This window comes from Lysobacter sp. (assembly GCF_035655815.1).
Taxonomy (GTDB): domain Bacteria; phylum Pseudomonadota; class Gammaproteobacteria; order Xanthomonadales; family Xanthomonadaceae; genus Lysobacter_J.
In genome coordinates this window covers 18,882-38,313 of sequence record NZ_DASRTS010000037.1, presented here as the reverse complement: position 1 = coordinate 38,313, position 19,432 = coordinate 18,882, and the positions used below count along the sequence as shown (strand labels likewise).

The following is a 19,432-nucleotide window of genomic DNA, read 5'->3' as shown; positions in this document are numbered from 1 at the left end:
CCCGAGTTCAGGCGCGCGACCGACGCGCGGCCGTCACGCGATGCGCGGACAATCGCGGCGCGAGCGCATCCGCATGGAGGCCGTCATGCCGTTCCCGCAGTCGACGATGACCACGCAGCGCGGCGAGTTCCGCCGCATCCATCGCGCGCTGCAGCGCAAGCCCGAGCTCGCCGCACGCACGCCGGTGTTCTTCTGCGAAGGCGACTCGTGGTTCTCCACGCCGCTGGCGATGAACCTGCTGGACTGGCTGGTCTATCCGACGCCGGAAGACGAGGAACACGGCGTGCCGCAGTTCGGCGCGGGTGGGCTGTTCTTCCGCACCGAGCGCAGCGGCGATCTGGCGCTGGACATCTTTTCGCCAGGCCGCATCGACGACCTGGCCGACTGGTACGAGGGCTTCGATTTCGACCTGGTGCTCATCAGCGCCGGCGGCAACGACTTCGTCGGTACGTTCCTGGGCGACCTGTTCGCCGGACAGGGACCGATGACGCCGGCCCAGGCCTTCGCGCGCGTGCAGCGCTCGCGCCGTTTCGAGGAGGTGCGTGGCGCGTACCAGCGCTTCCTGCGCGCATTCAGGCGGATCCGGCCGGACACGCCGATCCTCGCGCACAGCTACGACTACCCGCAGCGCATGGGCCAGTCCGGGCAGCTCACGCTGGCGAACCTGGGCGCGGCGGCGCTGCTGCGCGACCGCGTCGGTCCGTGGATCGCACCGCACCTGGCCACCGTGCTGCCGCAGGCGACGCAGCAGCGCGAGTTCGCGGCGATGCTGATCGACGGATTCGTCGAGCAGGTGCTGTCGCCACTGGCGGACCGCACCGAGTTCGCCGGCGTGTTCCGCTTCGTCGACCTGCACGGCACCCTGCGGCGCGCGGACCAGTGGTTCGACGAGATGCACCCCACCGGCGCGGGCTTCCACGCGCTGTCGCTGAAGCTGCGCAATGCCGCCAATGCACTGCTGCCGCCGGCCAAGCGCCGGGCCTGAGCGGTGCGTGGCATGATCGGGCGATGCAGGGCGTTCCCCAACATTTCGAGCATCCGCAGGACCGCGCGCAGTTCCGTCGGCCGACGCACCGGCCGGGCGTCGAGCTGTACCGCGCGCACATCGTCCGCCATGCGTTCGAACCCCACACGCACGAAGCCTACGGGCTGGGCGCGATCGAATCGGGCGTGGAGCGTTTCCGCTACCGCGGCAGCGATCACCTGGCGCCGTCGGACTCGCGCGTGATGATGAATCCGGACGTGCTGCATACCGGCCGGGCGGAAACCGAAGGCGGCTGGCGTTATCGCATGGCCTACATCGACGTCGATGTGGTCGAGGCGTTCAGCGGCGAACGCGGCTGGTGGTTCCGCGATGCCGTCCATCACGACGCCGCACGCGCGCACCGCGTGACCTTGCTGCTGGACGCACTGTGGCGCGCCGAGGAGCCGCTGGCCTTCGACAGCCTGCTGCTGTCGCTGCTCGACGGATTCGGCGACCAGGTGCGCCACGCGCCCGAATCGCGCAGCGCCGCCGCGCCGCGCTTCACCCACGTGATCGAGTACCTGCGCGCCAACCTCGCGCGGCGCATCACGCTGGAAGAGCTGGCTGCGGTGGCCAACCTCAGCCCGTTCCATTTCCTGCGCGCGTTCCGCGACCACCACGACGCCACGCCGCAGCAGATGCTGATGGCGTTGCGCCTGTTCGAGGCCAAGCGGCTGCTGGCGGATGGGATTGCGCCCGCGCAGGTGGCGGCGTCCGTCGGGCTGAGCGACCAGGCGCACCTGACGCGTGCGTTCGCGCAACGCTACGGCGTGACGCCGGCGCGATATCAGCGGCAGGTACGGCGCTGAGCCGTTTCGCTGTGCCGTAGGGAGACGGAAGAACTGCGCTGCGGCTCCGGTTGTGGCTGTGGCGGCCGCTGTAGCTCGCGTAAGCGAAGCGCACTCGGGAAGCGGCGTGCGAAACCCCGGGTGCGCTTCGCTCACCCGGCTACGGACGCTGCCCCGTGGTCCGCCGAGCGCCGTCACCGCAATCTCCTTCAAGACAGCGCCCGCACGCCGGTCCACTCTGGTCCCATGTGGACTGGAACCCTCTATGCGCTTGCCGCCGGCCTCATGTGGGGCCTGGTGTTCGTCGGCCCGCTGCTGCTGCCGGAGTACCCGGCCATGCTGCAGTCGGTCGGACGCTATCTCGCGTTCGGCCTGATCGCGCTGCCGCTGGCGTGGATGGACCGCACCGCGCTGCGCCGGCTGACACGGCCAGACTGGATCGAGGCGCTGAAGCTGGCGGCCATCGGCAACCTCCTCTACTACGTGTGCCTGGCCTCGGCTATCCAGCGCGCGGGAGCGCCCTTGCCGACGATGATCATCGGCACGCTGCCGGTGGTGATCGCCATTACCGCCAACCTGCGCGACCATCGCCGCGACGGCCGCCTGCCCTGGCGCCGCCTCGCGCCGTCGCTGCTGCTCATCGCCGCCGGCATCGCCTGCGTCAACCAGGTGGAGCTGGTCGCGCTGCGCGCCGATCCGGACGCAGATCCCGTGCGCTACCTGCAGGGCGCCGGGCTGGCGGTGATCGCCGTGGTCTGCTGGACCTGGTACCCGCTGCGCAACGCGGACTGGCTGCGCGCGCATCCGGACCGCAATCCGCGCACCTGGGCCACCGCGCAGGGCGTGGCGACACTGCCACTGGCGCTGGTCGGCTACGCGCTGCTGTGGACAGTGATGGCTGCGACGGATGCCGACTTCGCGATGCCCTTCGGGCCGCGGCCGCTGTTCTTCGTCGGCCTGATGCTGGCCATCGGCCTGTTCGCCTCGTGGCTGGGCACGCTGTGCTGGAACGCCGCCAGCCAGCGGCTGCCGACGGCCCTGGTAGGGCAGCTGATCGTGTTCGAGACGCTGGCGGCGCTGGCCTACGCGTTCATCCTGCGCGGGCGCATGCCCGAGCCGCTGACGCTGGCCGGCATCGCACTGCTGGTGGCGGGCGTGATGTGGGCGGTACGCATCCGCCCGGAGCCCGCCACGGGCGAGGGCCAGACCGCCTGAGGCGTGAAGGAGGCGCGGTTCCGCCGTCACGCGCGAATCGCTACGATCCCCACGGGCGTCTGTTTCCGGGCGCCCTTCGATTCGAGCGCGTGGGGATGCGCATGTCCACCAGATTGCTGATTGTCCTGCTGTCCTTGGCCCTGGGCGTGGTGAGCGGCGCCTTCGGCTGGTCGCTGATCGCCGGCAAGCGCCAGGCGGCCGCGCTGGCGGCCGCGCGCGCGGAGGGCCGCAAGGAAGCCGAGAAGGCGCTGTCCGACGAACTGGCCGCGCTGAAGCCGGTGACCTTCGCCAAGACCGCCGATGCCGAGACCAAGCCGGGCGGCGTGCAGTTCGGCTACGAGTACATGAAGCCGAAGAACGCGGCGCTGGAGCCGTTCTACAAGATGGCGCACGACGGCGACATGCTGCGCCACATCCCCGAGGTGCAGGCCATCGACGGCATGCTGATGCTGCCGCGGCCGATCAACTACGTCACCGCCGAATGCGGCGAGGTCAACGCGTTCTACTCGCCCGAACGCGGCGAAGTGGTGATGTGCTACGAGACCATGCAGACGCTGCAGGAGCGCGGCCGCGAACTGGCCGCTGCCAACAAGCTCGACGAGGGCTACGCGCAGCGGTATCTCGACGCCAACGTGCGTTTCATCCTGCTGCACGAGACCGGCCACGCGCTGATCACGCTGCTGGAAATCCCGATCACCGGGCGCGAGGAAGACGCCGTCGACCAGCTCGCCACCACGCTGATGATGCGTTTTGCCGGCCCCGACGAATCCACCACCGCGGTGACCGAGAACCTGCGCATGGCGTCCAACTGGTTCCTCGCGCGCAGCACCGGCGAGTACAACCTGGACGCGTACGCCGACCAGCACGCGCTGGGCGAACAGCGCTACTTCAACCTGCAGTGCCTGCTGTACGGCAGCGACCCGGCGCGTTACCTGAACATCGTCACCGACGGCGACCTGCCCGAAGCACGCGCCAAGGGTTGCCCGGAAGAAGCGCGCCGCATCAGCCGCTCGTGGCTGCGCCTGCTGCTGCCGTACGTGGCGCCCAAGTACGAGATGACCGAAGAGAAGGCAAACCGGCTGTTCGAGCAGCGCGAACGAGAACGCGAGCGCAACACGAGCATCCCGTACATCCGCTGAGGCCGTGCGCGGTCTGACCGGGAGGGCAAGGTGCAGCTGACGCAGGCGCAGTACGAGGCGACGTGCATCGGGTCGATGCGCCAGATTCCGCCCGACGCTGAACCGCCTTTCGACTTCATCGACTACCTAGACACGATCCCCAGCGAGGACTTCGCAGGCCACGCGTGTCAGGGCGACGTGACCTGGGTCTATGAGGAGGCGCAGGGACGTTTCCAGCACGTGCTGTTCAACAGCGAGGATCGGAACGTGTTCATGGTCGTCGTGCTGGACGCGGTGGGACGCACGGTCGTCGGGCACCGGCTGCTCGACCTGAACGCGCTGTACGGTCTCGACCGGACCTGAGGGTCTTGCGCGGCGTCGGCTGTCGTCAAGAGAGCGCGAGGTCATCGTGCCTGTACTCTGAGGGGCCACCCGAACATGGTTCGATCGGCGAAAAGCGCTACCGGTGGCCGGCAAGGCCCTTCCGTTGGCGAGAAAAGCGCTCGCCACGACGCTCCCGGCGCCTCGCGCGGCGGAAAAAGCCCCCGCGGCGGCGCATTTTTGATTCCCGAGCAATGGAAAGCGCAGCGTGCGTGGCGAAAAAAGCGTCGACGCCGCCGTTTGAAGTGGCTTCCGGAGAGAAGAAAGCGCCAGCGCCGGCGCTTCCCCGCGGTGCAGGCAACGAAAAAAGCCGCATCGCTGCGGCTTTTTTGATGTCCTCGCCGCCGTTGCGCGGCGAGCGATCCGGGCGTCGCGCCTACAGCGCCGCGATGGCCGCGTTGAGCGTCTGGCTCGGGCGCATGGCCTTGGCCAGCAGCGCCATGTCGGGGTGGTAGTAGCCGCCGATCTCGACCGGCTTGCCCTGCACCGCGATCTGCTCCTCGACGATCTTCTGCTCGTTGGCTTCCAGCGTGTCGGCCAGCTTGGCGAAGCGCGCGGCCAGCTCGGCGTCGGCCTTCTGGTCGGCCAGTGCGCGCGCCCAGTACATCGCCAGGTAGAAATGGCTGCCGCGGTTGTCGATGCCACCGACCTTGCGCGAGGGCGACTTGTCGGTGTCGAGGAACTTCGCGTTCGCCTGGTCCAGCGTGTCCGCCAGCACCTTCGCACGCGCGTTTCCGGTCGTATCGGCCAGGTGTTCCAGCGACGCCGCCAGCGCCAGGAATTCACCCAGCGAATCCCAGCGCAGGTAGTCCTCCTCGACGAACTGCTGCACGTGCTTCGGCGCCGAACCGCCCGCGCCGGTTTCGAACAGGCCACCGCCGGCCATCAGCGGCACGATGGACAGCATCTTCGCGCTGGTGCCCAGCTCCATGATCGGGAACAGGTCGGTGAGGTAGTCGCGCAGCACGTTGCCGGTGACCGAGATGGTGTCCTGGCCCTGGCGGATGCGCGCCAGCGAGTGCTTCATCGCCTCCACCGGCGGCAGGATGCGGATGTCCAGCCCGCTGGTGTCGTGGTCCTTGAGGTAGCGCTCGACCTTGGCGATGACGTTGGCGTCGTGCGCACGCTGCGGATCCAGCCAGAACACGGCCGGCGTGTTGCTCAGGCGCGCGCGGTTCACGGCCAGCTTCACCCAGTCCTGGATCGGTGCATCCTTGGTCTGGCACATGCGCCAGATGTCGCCCGCCTCGACCTTGTGCTCCATCAGCACGTTGCCGGCGTCGTCAAGCACGCGCACCACGCCGTCGGCGGGGATCTGGAAGGTCTTGTCGTGGCTGCCGTATTCCTCGGCCTTCTGCGCCATCAGGCCGACGTTGGGCACGCTGCCCATCGTCGCCGGATCGAACGCGCCGTTGGCGCGGCAGTCGTCGATCACGGCCTGGTAGATGCCCGCATAGCAGCGGTCGGGGATCACCGCCTTGGTGTCCTGCAGCTTGCCGCCGGCGTTCCACATGCGGCCGGAGTCGCGGATCATCGCCGGCATCGACGCATCGACGATCACGTCGCTGGGCACGTGCAGGTTGGTGATGCCCTTGTCGGAGTTCACCATGGCAAGGGCCGGACGGCGCGTGTATTCGGCGACGATGTCGGCCTCGATGGCGGCAACGGTTTCCGGCGGCAGCGAAGGCAGGCGCGCGTACAGGTCGCCGATGCCGTTGTTGGCGTCGAAGCCAGCCTTGTCCAGCACGTCGGCGTGCTTGGCCAGCGTGTCGCGGTAGAAGCGCCTGACCACGATGCCGAACATGATGGGGTCGCTGACCTTCATCATCGTCGCCTTCAGGTGCAGCGAGAACAGCACGCCGCGCGACAGCGCGTCGTCGATCTGCGCATCGACGAAACGCGACAGCGCATTGGCGTTCATCACCGAGGCATCGATGACCTCGCCGGCCTGCACCTTGATATTGGTCTTGAGCATGTTGCGGCGGCCGTCGCTGCCGGTCAGTTCGATCGAGACCGTACCGGCCTTGTCGATCACCTTCGACTGCTCGCTGCCGTAGAAGTCGCCGCTGTCCATGTGTGCGACGTGCGACTTCGAATCGGCGCTCCATGCACCCATGCGATGCGGATGCTTGCGCGCGTAGTTCTTCACCGACAGCGGCGCGCGGCGGTCGGAGTTGCCTTCGCGCAGCACCGGATTCACCGCGCTGCCCTTGACGCGGTCGTAGCGCGCCTTGATCTCGCTTTCCTGCTCGCCCTTGGGTTCTTCCGGATAGTCCGGCAGCGCGTAGCCCTGCTGCTGCAGTTCGGCGATGGCGGCCTTGAGCTGCGGTACCGAGGCGCTGATGTTGGGCAGCTTGATGATGTTGGCTTCCGGCGTGGTCGCCAGCTGGCCGAGCTCGCTCAGGTGATCGGCGACCTTCTGGTCGTCTTTCAACACGTCGGGGAACTGCGACAGGATGCGGCCCGCGAGCGAGATGTCGCGCGTTTCCACGGCGATGCCCGCGGTGGCGGTGTACGCCTCGATGATCGGCAGCAGCGACTGCGTGGCCAGGAACGGCGCTTCGTCCGTCAGCGTGTAGATGATCTTGGGCGTATTGGGCATGTCGGTGGGGCTCGCTTGCGTGAGGCGTGGGCGGAAGGCCACAGGGGCCGACGCTGCGTGCCCGCATCAGAGGCGACCGCAGCGTCTTCGACGCGCGCCGTGAGGCGCGCAACCCTCGCATTGTCGCGGTTTCGGCAGGGGTGGCAAAGGGCGGCGGCGCAACGGTGCGGTTCGTCGGGCGGGTCGGCGGACCGCACCAGGACGTACGGTTGCAGCGGCGATGCCTGGTTGTCCGTCTCTTACCGCGCTTTTCATCTCCCCCTTTGGAAAAGGGGGATCAAGGGGGATTCGCTTGTGCTTTGCGCTTCGCGACGCTGCAAGCGTGCCGGCGCTTTCTCTCCTCTCCCCCAACCCCTCCCCATCAGGAGAGGGGAGCAAACATCGGGACATCGCCCGAAACCGCAACGCACGAAGCGCCGTGCTTTCATCTCCCCCTTTGAAAAAGGGGGATCAAAGGGGGATTCGCTTCTGCTCTTTGCGCTACGCCGCGCTGCGAGCGTGCCGGCCCTTCTCTCCTCTCCCCCCAACCCTCCCCATCAGGGGAGGGGAGCAACCAGCGGGACATCGCCCGAAACCGCAACGCACGAAGCGCCGTGCTTTCATCTCCCCCTTTGGAAAAGGGGGATCAAAGGGGGATTTGCTTGTGCTTTGCGCTTCGCGACGCTGCGAGCGTGCCGGTCCTTCTCCTCTCCCCCAACCCCTCCCCATCAGGGGAGGGGAGCAGGCATCGCTGCCGTCACCCGGCTACCGCAACACGCGACACGCCTGCGCTTTTCATCTCCCCCTTTGAAAAAGGGGAATGAAGGGGGATTGGCTCTTATGCGCTTACGCTCCGCAGCACTTCTTGTACTTCTTGCCGCTACCGCAGGGGCAGGGCTCGTTGCGGTCGGGCGTGGCTTCGCGGCGGATCGGTTCGCGCGGGGTCAGCGCTTCGATGCGCAGATGGTGCAGGTCGGCCAGCATGCCCGGCAGCGAGGCGATGACTTCTAGTCGCTCGCGATAGCTCACCGGCTCGCCGGGCTCGTCCGGGTTCTCGCCGATGACCTCGCCACTGGCCAGGCGATCCAGTCGCAGGAAGATCTCGTCGACCCACTCGTGCTCGTCGAGCCACTTGTCCCAGGCGATCTCGCTGAGCTCGACGCCGCGGAAGAAACCGAAGGCCCAGTCGCGGCCGACGTCGAGTTCGTCGTCCTGCTCCTGTTCCGGCTCTTCGGGCAGCCACAGCAGCGGCGCCAGGTGGTCCGGCAGGTCGTCGTCGCCGTGGCGTACGCGCTGGCTGACCATGTTCCAGTGGCCCTGCAGCAGCGCCTCGACCTGCGCGCGCTCCTCGTCGTCCTTCCAGCGCGGCGGCGTGCCCCACACGGCGCCCTGCCACTGCTCGAACGCGATCACCTCCGGGCCTACCGCCAGTGCCGACAGGTAGCCGTCCAGTGCCTCCAGGTTGAAACCCTTGAACGGGACGGCGCGCTGCTCCAGCAGTTCGGCCAGGCGTTCGATCTGATCGTCGTCGAGGTAGGCGGGGGCTTTCATCGGGGGGAACTCGGCCTGCGAAACGCGACATGGTAGTCGCCCGGGCGTTCTCTCGCCGAGAATCCGCCCATGTCGACACCTAACACGGCGCCTCCCGCGCCCGGCGCACCCTGTCCCTGCGGTCGCGGCCGTCCGTACGCCACCTGCTGCGGCCCGCTGCACGCCGGTGCGCCGGCGCCCGATGCCGAGGCGCTGATGCGCTCGCGCTACAGCGCCTACGCGCTGGGCGATGCCGCGTACGTGAGCGCTTCGTGGCATCCGGACACCCGTCCGGCCGACCTGGACCTAGACGATGCCGCCGCCACACGCTGGCTGGGGCTGGAGGTGAAGCAGCACGTGCCCATCGACGCGGACCACGCGACGGTGGAGTTCGTCGCGCGGTACCGGACCGGTGGCGCGCCGGCCGTGCGGCTGCACGAGGTCAGCCGCTTCGAGCGCATCGACGGCCGCTGGTACTACGTCAACGGGACCTTCCCCGCACGCCAGTGACGCCACGCAGCGCATTAGCCCGCCGCGGAATCGCCGCGCAAAAAAAGGGCGCGGGGGAGAGCCGCGCCCATGCTTGCCCACCACACGGTGGGGGAGAGAGGGGATCACTTCACTTCGAACTCGCGGGTCTGGACCACGGCGCCGTTGAGGGAAATCTCCACCTTGTAACGGCCGGTCGGGAAGCCGTTCGGGCTGTTGATGCTGAAGGTCGTGTTGCCGGTGCCGGTGAGCGTGGCATCGGCACTGTCTTCCTTCACCGTCTGGCCATCCTGGAACGTCCACTTGGCGCCCAGCCTGGCCGGCACGCTCGCCATCGGATCGGACGTGGACGTGGCGACAGAAGCATGGATGGTGTCGGTGGGCTTGAAGGTGCTGGTGGCCGCGGTGACCTTCTTGTCCGCGCCGACCTGCGTGCCCAGGTCGACCGACGTGACCGTCGCACTGGCAGCGGCCGGTGCCGGAGCGGGCGCCGGGGCGGCCGGTGCCGCGGGTTCGGTCGCCGGCGGCGACACCACGGCGGCTTCTTCCTTCTTCTTGCAGCCGACCAGCGCCAGGGAGGCGACCAGTGCGGCGGCAACGGCGAGATGCAGGCGATTGCGGATCATCTGGAGTCTCCTGACTGCAAACGAATGGAACGGAAAGCGTCGGCGCTCAATCGCCCGCGGGCGGAATGCGCAGGACCTGGCCGGGCTGGATGCGGTCGGGATCGTCGAGCTGGTCCCGGTTGGCGTCGAAGATCGCGCTCCACCGACTGGCCTTTCCGTAGAAATGCTTGGCGATGTGCGAGAGCGTGTCGCCCTTCTGCACGGTGTAGGTCTGCGCTTCGCCTGCGGTGGCGGAGTTGATCTGCTCGGTCGAACTGATCGTCGACTGGACGTCGCTGAAATCGGCCTTCTTCGAGATCTGCTCGGTGCTCTCGACGTTGCTTCGAACGTCCGAGAAATCGGCTTTCTTGTCCGGGGTGGTCATGGGGTCGCGGCTCCTCCGGTGAGGCGGAGGCACCATGACACGCCCGCTGTTAAGGAAATATGGCGGCCGTGGAAACAGGCCGCCACACACGACGGTTTTACTGCCGTTCGTCGCGTCCCGCAGCCGGACGCGGGTGTCCCGGCGTACCGCGCCAGGGATTGATGTCCAGCCCGCCGCGACGCGTGTAACGCGCTTCGACGGAGAGCTGGCGCGCGCCCGTGCGCGAGAGCACGTCGACGAACACGCGCTCCACGCACTGCTCGTGGAACTCCGCGTGGTCGCGGAATGAAACGAGGTAACGCAGCAGTCCGGCGCGATCGATGCGCGGGCCGTGATACGAGATGACAATGCGCGCCCAGTCCGGCTGGCCGGTCACCGGGCAGTTGGACTTGAGCAGCGAACTGGTGAGCGTTTCCTCGACCACGTGAGAGGCGTCCGCCTGCAGATGCGCCGCGTTGGGCGGGCCATATTCGTCGATGGCGACATCGAGCCCGTCGATGCAGTCCATCACCGCGTTCTCCGGCGCGCCCTCGTCGATCGGCGGCAGGCCGAAGGCTACGTCCACCGGCGCGCCAGCCGCGTGCGAGAGGTCATGCACCATGCGCGCGCGCACCTCGTCGTCGGACGCGAATCGCGTGCCGTTGAACGAGTTGAGATACAGCTTGAGCGACTTGGATTCGACCAGGTTCGGCGACGTGGCCGGCACCGTGATCGTCGCGGTGCCCACGCGTGGCTTGCCGCGCGCATCCAGCCAGCTCAGCTCATACGCGTGCCAGCGATCCACGCCTTCGAATGGCAGTGCGTCGCCGTCGATGCCGATCTCGCCGCGACCAAGCGTGCGGGCGATGGGGAACAGCAGGCTCGCGTCGTACTCGCGCGGGTAGTCGACGTGGCGGCCAAGCGGGAGGTCATGGGTGTTCATGCGGGCATTTTAGCGCCGCGCGCGCCGCTTACCTGAGCGGAGCGGGCGTCGCAAGGTTCGGATATCGGGCCGGACCTGCCCGCCGGACACTGGCGATGCCACTCCACGGAACGCCGCCATGCTCATCCTCTACGACTACTTGCCCTCACAGAACGCCTGGAAGGTGCGCCAGCTGCTGCACCATCTGCAGCGTCCGTTCGAGACGCGCATGGTCCGCATCTTCGACGGCGAAGGACGCAGCGATGCGTTCCGCGCGATCAGTCCCACCGGCACCGTCCCGGCGCTCGAACTGGAGGACGGCCGCACGCTGGCCGAGTCGAACGCGATCCTGATGTATCTGGCGGACGACACCGCCTACCTGCCGGCCGACGCCTACGGCCGTGCACGCGTGATGCAGTGGCTGTCGTTCGAGCAGGAACGCGTGGAGAGCCAGATCGGTGCGCTGCGCCACTGGACGCTCACCGGCAAGCTCACGCGTCGCCCCGAAGCGCTGGTGGCGATCAAGCGCAAGGCCGGGCTCAACGCGCTATCGATCCTCGATGCGCAGTTCGCCACGCGCGACTGGATCGCCGCCGACCGCTACACCATCGCGGACCTGTCGCTGTACGCCTACGCGGGCGTCGCCGACGAAGCCGGCTTCGATCTGTCGCCATACCCGCACTTGCGTGCGTGGTTCGAACGCGTGCGCGCGCAGGACCGCCACCTGGCCGAGCGCTTCGACTATTCGATCGATCCGCAGTCGGTGAATGAGTTGTAGATCCAAGGGAGCTGTGCTGACTTCGCGGTACTGACTTCCATGTCCAGGACAGAACTTCGTGCATTGCAACGACGCATATGTCGTGCTGCGCCGCTGCCGCCGATTCGCGGGAGGCCTTTTTGCTCGTCATCCCCGCGAAGGCGGGGATCCATGGATCTGCGCATCACGCTCTCCGGAAGGCGAAGGATCGCGTCCAGATGGATTCCCGCCTACGCGGGAATGACGGCAGAAGGACAAGATGGCGACGGCGGTGGCGGGCTGCAACTGCAAGAGCTGGTACCAGTGTCAGTGCCGGGGGCCAAGGCATATTCCCGCCGGCGCATGTGTCTTTTGCTCGTCATCCCCGCGAAGGCGGGGATCCATGCGTCTGTGTATCACGCTCTGCGGAAGGCGGGACATCCGCGTCCAGATGGATTCCCGCCTGCGCGGAAATGACGGTCTAGCGGAGCGACAGCGCGAGCGCGGGGCCCATCACTGACGTTCTCCACCCGTCATCTCCACGCCCAGCGCACCGCGCCACTTACCCCTGCGCCTGCGGCACTCCGTGCAGGTAGTCCAGCGTGACCTGCAGCAAGGCGCGTAAGCCCAGGTCCAGCGAGGATTCGTCGAGCGTGAACTTCGGCGAGTGGTTGCTGGGGGCGGTGACCGGGTCGATGCCCTTGGCGGTCGCGCCGACGAAGAAGAACATCGACGGCACCTCCTTCGCGTAGAACGAGAAGTCCTCCGCGCCCATCTGCAGCGGCGGTTCGATCACGTTGGCCTTGCCGGCCACGGCTTGCAGGCTCGGAATCATGCGCGCGGTCAGCGCGGGATCGTTCACCGTCACCGGATTGCCGTCGTTGTCCGGCACGCTCGCCTCGACGCTCGCACCGTTGGCGGCGCTGACGTGCTCGGCCACGTTCTTCAGGTCGGCGAAGATGCGCTGGCGCATGCCTTCGTCGAAGGTGCGGATGGTGCCGACCAGCTCCACCTCGTCCGGAATGATGTTGTAGCGGATGCCGCCCTTGATCGCGCCGAAGCTGACCACCGCCGGCAGCTTCGCGATGTCGGTGCGGCGGCTGACGATGGTCTGCGCGGTGCCGACCAGGTCGGCCGCGGCGACGATGGGATCGATGCCGCCCCACGGGCGCGAACCGTGCGTCTGGCGGCCCTTCACCTTGATCGTGAACTTGTCGGACGCGGCCATCAGCGGTCCCTGGCGCACGCCGATCTGTCCCGCCTGCAACGTCGAGAACACGTGCAGGCCGAACATCGCGTCCGGCTTGAAATCCTTGAACAGGCCTTCCTCGATCATCAGCGACGCGCCACCCTCCTCGCCGTCGGGCGCGCCTTCCTCGGACGGCTGGAACACCAGCATCACCGAGCCGGGCAGGTCGGCCTTCATCTTCACCAGCGCGTCGGCGATGCCGAGCAGGATGCCGGTGTGCGCGTCGTGGCCGCAGGCATGCATGACGCCGACGGTCTCGCCGCGGAAGGTCGCAGTGGCCTTGGACGCATACGGCAGTCCGGTCTGCTCGGTGACGGGCAGCGCGTCCATGTCCGCGCGCAACGCGACCCTCGGCCCGGGCTTGCCGCCTTCGATGATCGCCACCACGCCGTGGTGCGCGATGCCGGTCTTCGGCTTCAGCCCCAGCGCGCGCAGGTGCTCGGCGACCTTCGCCGCAGTGCGCTGCTCACGGTTGGACAGTTCCGGGTTCTGGTGGAAGTCGCGACGCCAGGCGACGACCTTCTGCTGCACCGCCCTGGCGGCGGCGGCCACCTCGGGCCTCTCAGGCGACGCGACGTCCTGCGCGTGGGCGAACAGCGGCGTGGCGAGCATGGCGCTGCCAAGCAGCGCGGGCAACAGACGCATCGGCGGACTCCGGTAAGTGGAGCACCGATGCTAGCTCAAGCGGGTTTGGCGGAACCGGGCCGCTCGGCTCATCGCGCGGTGCGCGGAAGTGCTCTTCACGGCGGATGGATGGCCGGTCGCGAGCAAGCTCGCTTCTACGGAAGAACACCCCGCGTAGGAGCGAGCGTGCAGCGACCTGACTACGCCGGGTGCACTGCGACCCGGGTGCGCTTCGCTTACCCGGGCTACGTGCTACGGCGCACCGAGGTAATCCACCGCCACCTGCAGCATCGCGCGCACGCCGACGTCCAGCGCCTGTTCGTCGAGCATGAAGTGCGGCGAGTGGTTGATCGGTGCCTTGGCCGGATCGATGCCCGGCGCGGTGGAGCCGACGAAGAAGTACACGCCCGGCACCGTGTTGGAGAACTGCGCGAAGTCCTCGGCGACCGTCACCAGCGGCATCTCGACGACGTTCGCCTCGCCCACGGCGCGCTGCAGCGACGGCCGCACGCGTGTGGTCAGTTCGGGGTCGTTGACGGTGGCCGGCGCGTTGGCGGCCACTTCGAGTTTCGCGCTTGCGCCGCTGGCATGGGCGAAGTCCTCCGCGGTGCGGCGGAAGCGCGCGATGATGTCCTCGCGCTGCTTCGCGTCGAAGGTACGCAGCGTACCGACCATGCGCGCCTCGTCCGGAATGATGTTGAAGCGCACGCCGGCGTTGAACTGTCCGGCCGTGAGCACGGCCGGTGTGGCAGCGATGTTGACCTGCCGCGCGATCATGCTCTGCGTGCCCAGCAGGATCTGCGCGGCCACGGTGATCGGGTCCACGCCGTCCCACGGACGCGAGCCGTGCGTCTGCTGTCCGCGAACCGTCAGGCTCCACTCGTCGGCGGCGGCGAGCATCGGGCCACTGCGCACGCCGATCGTGCCGACCGGCAGCCCCGCCCACACGTGCAGGCCGAACACCGCATCGGGCTTGAAGTCGCGGAACACGCCCTCGTCCAGCATGAGCTTGGCGCCGAAGTTCTCGCCGGGATTCGGAGGGCCTTCCTCGGACGGCTGGAACACGAACATCACCTCGCCCGGCAGGTTCTCCTTCTGCGCTGCCAGCGCAGTAGCCACGCCCAGCAGGATGGCCACATGCGCATCGTGCCCGCAGGCGTGCATCACGCCGACGTCCTGGCCGCGGTAGGTGGTCTTCACTTTGGAGGCGAACGGCAGGCCGGTCTGCTCGGTGACGGGCAACGCATCCATGTCGGCGCGCAATGCGATGCGCGGGCCCGGCTTTCCGCCCTTGAGCACCGCGACCACGCCGGTATGCGCGATGCCGGTGCGCGGCTGCAGGCCGATCCTGCGCAGCTGGTCGGCGACGAGCTTCGCCGTGCGGACTTCGTGGTTGCCCAACTCCGGATGCTGGTGAATGTCGCGGCGCCACGCGACCACCTGCGCCTGCACGGCCTTCGCGCCCGAGGCGACATCGGGCTGCTGCGCGAAGGCGGGCGTGGCGAGCAAAGCGGACAACAAGGCGGAGGCGATGATCGGCGTGCGCATGAGGCTGCATCGGGATACGTGGGATGTCCGATGCTAACGGCAAACCGGTGCGTGCCACGAGGTCGCGCCGGCACGGGCGCCTCTGTCATGCTTGGGTCGTTCGGCACCGGATTCGAGGGGAATCAATGCGCAACACCCATGGATGGATCGCCGCATTGGCGGCGATCTGCTGGCTCACTGGCTGCAACGCGCCGGGAGACGCCGCGAAGGCGCCCACGCAGGAAACGGCGCAGCGCCGGTTCGGCGAGATCGCCTTCGAACCGTGCACGCTGTCCAGCCCGATGGCGCCGACCGGCATCGACGCTCAATGCGCGAAGTTCGAGGTCGCCGAGGACCCGTCGCAGCCGAAGGCTCGGCGCATCCCGCTCAACATCGCGTGGCTGCCGGCCAAGGATCGCAGCGGCGACATCACCGATCCGGTGTTCTTCCTAGCCGGTGGCCCCGGTCAGGCCGCGACCGAGTACGCGTCGCAGATCGACCTCGCGCTGCGCGACGTGCGCAAGCAGCGCGACATCGTGCTGATCGACCAGCGCGGCACCGGCAAGCTCAGCCCGCTGGTCTGCCGCGACGCCAACGGCCAGCCGCTGGAACTGCCCACGTCGGAGGAAGCCGATGCTTCGGCCATCGCCGACTATGCCGCGACCTGCGCGCGCAACCTGCAGGGCAAGGCCGATCCGCGCTTCTACACCACCAGCCAGGCCATCGCCGACCTGGACGCCGTGCGCGCGGCGCTGGGCGTGCAGCAGATCAACCTGGTCGGCGTGTCGTACGGCACGCGCGTGGCGCAGCAGTACGCCGCGCGTTTCCCGCAGCACACGCGCACGCTGGTGCTCGACGGCGTTGCGCCCAACGAACTGGTGGTGGGCGGCGAGTTCGCCCGCACGTTCGAGCGCGCGCTCGAACTGCAGGTGGCCCAGTGCAAGGGCCAGCCCAGCTGCGCCGCGCGTTTTCCGCAGGACCTGCGCACGCAGCTGATGGCGGTGAAGGTGCGACTGGCCGACGCGCCGGTGCAGGTCGATTACCGCGATCCGTCCACCGCGCAGCGCAAGCGCGACACGCTCACCGCCGACACGGTGGTCGGCCTGACGCACCTGTTCTCGTACATGCCACAGATGGCGTCGCTGCTGCCGGTAGTGATCGACGAAGCCGACCGCGGGCATTACGAGCCACTGATGGCGCTGGCGCAGATGATGACGCGCGAGGTCGGTGGGCAGATGAACCGCGGCATGCAGTGGTCGGTGATCTGCGCCGAGGATGCCGACCGTTACGTCGCCGATCCGCGCGATGCGGGCACGGTGCTCGGACCCGACATGGCCGCGGCGTTCTTCGCCGCATGTCCGGCATGGCCGCACGGCGCACGCCCGAAGGAATTCGCCACGCCGCTGCGTTCGGACGTGCCGGCGCTGCTGCTGTCGGGTGAACTCGATCCAGTCACGCCGCCCGACTACGGCGAGCGAGTGCTGAATGGCCTGCCGAACGGCCGCCACTTGGTGCTGCGCGGGCAGGGGCACAACGTCGGCGGGCTGGGCTGCCTGCCCAAGCTGGTCGGCCAGTTCATCGAATCGCGCGACGCGAAGTCGCTGGACGCAACGTGCCTGGACACCATCGACTATGTGCCGCCGTTCACCAGCTTCAACGGATGGGAACCATGAGCCACGCACCTGTCGTCATCTTCCGAATCCAGAGCGCGCGCGCATGATCCTCGCCCACGATCTCCACAAGCACTTCAAGACCAAGACCGGCACGGTGCACGCGGTGCAGGGCGTGCACTTCGAGGCGCACGACGGCCAGATCACCGGCCTGCTCGGCCCCAACGGCGCCGGCAAGACCACCACGCTGCGCATGCTCTACACGCTGATGAAGCCCGACTCCGGCCAGGTGCTGGTGGACGGCGTCGATGCGGCGCGCGACCCCGCCGCGGTGCGCCGGGCGCTGGGCGTGCTGCCGGATGCACGCGGCGTGTACAAGCGCCTTACCGCACGGGAGAACATCGCGTACTTCGGCCAGCTGCACGGCATGTCCGCCGGGACGATCGCGCAGCGCACGCGCGTGCTGGCCGATGCGCTGCAGATGGACGACATCCTCGATCGCCAGACCGAAGGCTTCTCGCAAGGGCAGCGCACCAAAACCGCGATCGCACGCGCACTGGTGCACGACCCGAGGAACGTGATCCTGGACGAGCCGACCAACGGCCTGGACGTGATGACCACACGCGCGATGCGCGGATTCCTGCAGCAGCTGCGCGCGGAGGGACGCTGCGTGATCTTTTCCAGCCACATCATGCAGGAGGTCGCCGCGCTGTGCGATCGCATCGTGATCATCGCCAAGGGGCAGGTGGTGGCCGCCGGCACCGCGGACGAATTGCGCGCGCAGACCGGCGAGGCGAATCTGGAGGACGCGTTCGTCCGTGCCATCGGTTCTGATGAGGGCCTGCACGCATGAGCACCGGCACTTCCGCTTTCCGCGAACCCGGCCTATTCGCCACCGCCTGGTCGGTGATGTGCAAGGAACTGCGCGACATCTCGCGCGATCGGCGCACCCTCGCGCTGGCGCTGCTGCTCGGTCCGTTGCTGTATCCGCTGCTGATGATCGGCATTGGCTCGCTCGCGGAGAACCGCGCGCGCACGCAGCTGGACAAGGTGCTTGAGGTGCCTACGGTCGGCATGGAACGCGCGCCGAACCTGGTCGCCTTCCTCGCCACGCAGGGCATCCGCGCGGTCGAACCGCCGACCGACGTCGATGCGGCCATCGTGCGCCAGGAAGTGGACGTCGCGCTGCGCATCGGCCCGACGTTCGCCGACGACTGGCGTGCCGGCCGTCCGGCGCTGGTGGAGATCGTGCAGGACACCACGCGGCGCGACAGCGAAATCCCCAGCGCGCGCGTGCGTGCGGCGGTCGCGGCCTACGGCGACCAGGTCGGTGCGCTGCGCCTGCTCGCGCGCGGCATCGATCCTTCGGTGACGCGCGCCATCAACGTCGGCAGCCGTGATCTCGCAACGGAGGATGCACGACGCGGCCTGATGCTCTCCACGATCATGCCGTACCTGCTGATCCTGATGTCGTTCCTCGGCGGCGCGTACCTGATCATGGACGCCACTGCCGGCGAGCGCGAACGCCAGTCGCTGGAACCGCTGCTCGCCACGCCGGCCTCGCGCGGCGCCATTGTCAGCGGCAAGATCGCCGCGGCGTGCGCACTGGGCCTGCTTTCGCTGCTGCTGACGTTGCTGGCCTTCAAGCTCAGCGCGCAGCTCAGCAGCGGCGTCGGCCGCATGCTCGACGTGAGTTTCGCTGCGATCGGCCGAATGCTGCTGATCCTGCTGCCGATGCTGTTCATCGGTACCACGCTGCTGACGTGGCTGTCCGCCACTGCGAAGAGCATGAAGGAAGCGCAGAGCCACATGACCTGGCTGATGCTGCTGCCGATGATCCCGACCATCGCGCTGGCGGTGAACCCGATCAAGACGCAGGCGTGGCAGTTCATGGTGCCGTTCCTCGCGCAGAACCAGATGCTGCTGAAGGTGACGCGCGGCGAGAGCATCGACCTGCAGGTCTGGGCGATCTACCTGGCCGCCGGCTTCGGCATGGCTGCCGTCCTGTGGCTCGCCGCCGTACGCCGCTATCACCAGGAGCGCCTGGCGATATCGGGGTGAGCGGCCGCGCTTGCGCGCCACTGGCGCGCGCGGCCGCGAACGCCCGGCCACGGATGGCCGGGCCGGGCAACCCGAAGCCCATTACGTGACGCCATGGACGGCAGCGGCAACGCTGACCAGTGTCCGGCACTGCCGCGTGGCCTGCCGAACGCCCGGCCACGGATGGCCGGGCTGGGCGACCCGAAGCCCACCACGTGACGCCACGGACGGCAGCGACCACTTCGTCGCGCGCCACTGGCGCGCGCGGCCGCGAACGCCCGGGTGAGAGTACGACCGCTTTTTCGGCACTGCCGCGAGGTCGTATGAACGCCCAGCCACGGATAGCCGGGCCGGCGATCCGAAGCCCGTTACGTGACGCCATGGACGACAACGACCGCATGTGAACCGCAGGAAGTACGCGGTGGTACGGACCCCTTCAACGCACGCTCGCCAGCAAGCTGGCTCCTACAGCCGGGAGTTCGCGTAGGAGCGAGCTTGCTCGCGACCCGTGCAACCGCGGCGACCGAAGCCATGGCGTGACGCCATCGATCGCCGAGGCAATCGAACCGCCGCATAGCACCGTCTTGCGCGACCCGGGTGCGCTTCGCTTACCCGGGCTACGGGGTTGC

General features: G+C 68.1%; 17 protein-coding genes. 10 read left to right on the top strand and 7 right to left on the bottom strand.

Annotation, left to right across the window (positions count from 1 at the left end; all coding sequences use genetic code 11):
- Positions 1-85: 85 nt before the first annotated feature.
- From VFE83_RS10305 to VFE83_RS10285, 5 genes are all read left to right on the top strand, one after another.
- On the top strand, positions 86-985 hold the full coding sequence (locus tag VFE83_RS10305; RefSeq protein ID WP_324905763.1) for a hypothetical protein: 900 nt from the start codon (positions 86-88) through the stop codon (positions 983-985).
- 23 nt (positions 986-1,008) lie between these two features.
- Positions 1,009-1,833 carry an AraC family transcriptional regulator gene (locus tag VFE83_RS10300; RefSeq protein WP_324905760.1) on the top strand — a complete coding sequence of 275 codons (825 nt, stop codon included), beginning with the start codon at positions 1,009-1,011 and terminating at the stop codon, positions 1,831-1,833.
- A 225-nt stretch (positions 1,834-2,058) separates the two neighbouring features.
- Positions 2,059-3,027, top strand: coding sequence for a DMT family transporter (locus VFE83_RS10295; protein ID WP_324905758.1), 969 nt, complete (start codon positions 2,059-2,061; stop codon positions 3,025-3,027).
- A gap of 101 nt (positions 3,028-3,128) precedes the next feature.
- A complete protein-coding gene (locus VFE83_RS10290; protein WP_324905755.1) occupies positions 3,129-4,166 on the top strand; it encodes a DUF4344 domain-containing metallopeptidase in 1,038 nt (345 codons plus the stop codon).
- A 30-nt stretch (positions 4,167-4,196) separates the two neighbouring features.
- Positions 4,197-4,508 (top strand): hypothetical protein, encoded by a 312-nt coding sequence (locus VFE83_RS10285; protein WP_324905753.1) that lies wholly within the window; start codon positions 4,197-4,199, stop codon positions 4,506-4,508.
- A gap of 394 nt (positions 4,509-4,902) precedes the next feature.
- Here VFE83_RS10285 and VFE83_RS10280 read toward each other — a convergent pair whose 3' ends face one another.
- Positions 4,903-7,128, bottom strand: coding sequence for an NADP-dependent isocitrate dehydrogenase (locus VFE83_RS10280; RefSeq protein WP_324905751.1), 2,226 nt, complete (start codon positions 7,126-7,128; stop codon positions 4,903-4,905).
- Between the two features lie 825 nt (positions 7,129-7,953).
- Positions 7,954-8,658, bottom strand: a complete 705-nt coding sequence (locus VFE83_RS10275; RefSeq protein ID WP_324905749.1) for a UPF0149 family protein — start codon at positions 8,656-8,658, stop codon at positions 7,954-7,956.
- Positions 8,659-8,727: 69 nt separating this feature from the next.
- Between VFE83_RS10275 and VFE83_RS10270 the strand changes: the two genes are divergently transcribed.
- Entirely contained in the window at positions 8,728-9,147 is a 420-nt protein-coding gene (locus tag VFE83_RS10270; protein WP_324905747.1) for a YchJ family protein, read from the top strand.
- Positions 9,148-9,251: 104 nt separating this feature from the next.
- On the opposite strand, the gene VFE83_RS10265 is transcribed toward VFE83_RS10270, so the two are convergent.
- The 3 genes from VFE83_RS10265 to queF all read right to left on the bottom strand — a co-directional run bounded on the left by VFE83_RS10265 (position 9,252) and on the right by queF (position 11,038).
- Entirely contained in the window at positions 9,252-9,752 is a 501-nt protein-coding gene (locus VFE83_RS10265) for a hypothetical protein (RefSeq protein WP_324905745.1), read from the bottom strand.
- 46 nt (positions 9,753-9,798) lie between these two features.
- A complete protein-coding gene (locus VFE83_RS10260; RefSeq protein WP_324905743.1) occupies positions 9,799-10,116 on the bottom strand; it encodes a LysM peptidoglycan-binding domain-containing protein in 318 nt (105 codons plus the stop codon).
- 97 nt (positions 10,117-10,213) lie between these two features.
- Positions 10,214-11,038, bottom strand: a complete 825-nt coding sequence (gene queF / locus VFE83_RS10255) for an NADPH-dependent 7-cyano-7-deazaguanine reductase QueF (RefSeq protein WP_324905741.1) — start codon at positions 11,036-11,038, stop codon at positions 10,214-10,216.
- Between the two features lie 118 nt (positions 11,039-11,156).
- Between queF and VFE83_RS10250 the strand changes: the two genes are divergently transcribed.
- Entirely contained in the window at positions 11,157-11,795 is a 639-nt protein-coding gene (locus VFE83_RS10250; protein WP_324905739.1) for a glutathione S-transferase family protein, read from the top strand.
- A 520-nt stretch (positions 11,796-12,315) separates the two neighbouring features.
- On the opposite strand, the gene VFE83_RS10245 is transcribed toward VFE83_RS10250, so the two are convergent.
- Both VFE83_RS10245 and VFE83_RS10240 read right to left on the bottom strand, forming a co-directional pair.
- Positions 12,316-13,647 (bottom strand): M20 family metallopeptidase, encoded by a 1,332-nt coding sequence (locus VFE83_RS10245; RefSeq protein ID WP_324905737.1) that lies wholly within the window; start codon positions 13,645-13,647, stop codon positions 12,316-12,318.
- A gap of 231 nt (positions 13,648-13,878) precedes the next feature.
- Positions 13,879-15,174 carry a M20 family metallopeptidase gene (locus VFE83_RS10240; protein ID WP_324905735.1) on the bottom strand — a complete coding sequence of 432 codons (1,296 nt, stop codon included), beginning with the start codon at positions 15,172-15,174 and terminating at the stop codon, positions 13,879-13,881.
- Between the two features lie 125 nt (positions 15,175-15,299).
- Between VFE83_RS10240 and VFE83_RS10235 the strand changes: the two genes are divergently transcribed.
- From VFE83_RS10235 to VFE83_RS10225, 3 genes are read left to right on the top strand one after another with little or no spacing between them, the layout of a single operon-like run.
- Entirely contained in the window at positions 15,300-16,826 is a 1,527-nt protein-coding gene (locus VFE83_RS10235) for an alpha/beta fold hydrolase (RefSeq protein ID WP_324905733.1), read from the top strand.
- Positions 16,827-16,869: 43 nt separating this feature from the next.
- A complete protein-coding gene (locus VFE83_RS10230) occupies positions 16,870-17,616 on the top strand; it encodes an ATP-binding cassette domain-containing protein (protein WP_324905731.1) in 747 nt (248 codons plus the stop codon).
- Positions 17,613-18,824 carry an ABC transporter permease gene (locus VFE83_RS10225; protein WP_324905729.1) on the top strand — a complete coding sequence of 404 codons (1,212 nt, stop codon included), beginning with the start codon at positions 17,613-17,615 and terminating at the stop codon, positions 18,822-18,824. The genes VFE83_RS10230 and VFE83_RS10225 overlap by 4 nt, the downstream gene beginning before the upstream one ends.
- Positions 18,825-19,432 lie beyond the last annotated feature (608 nt).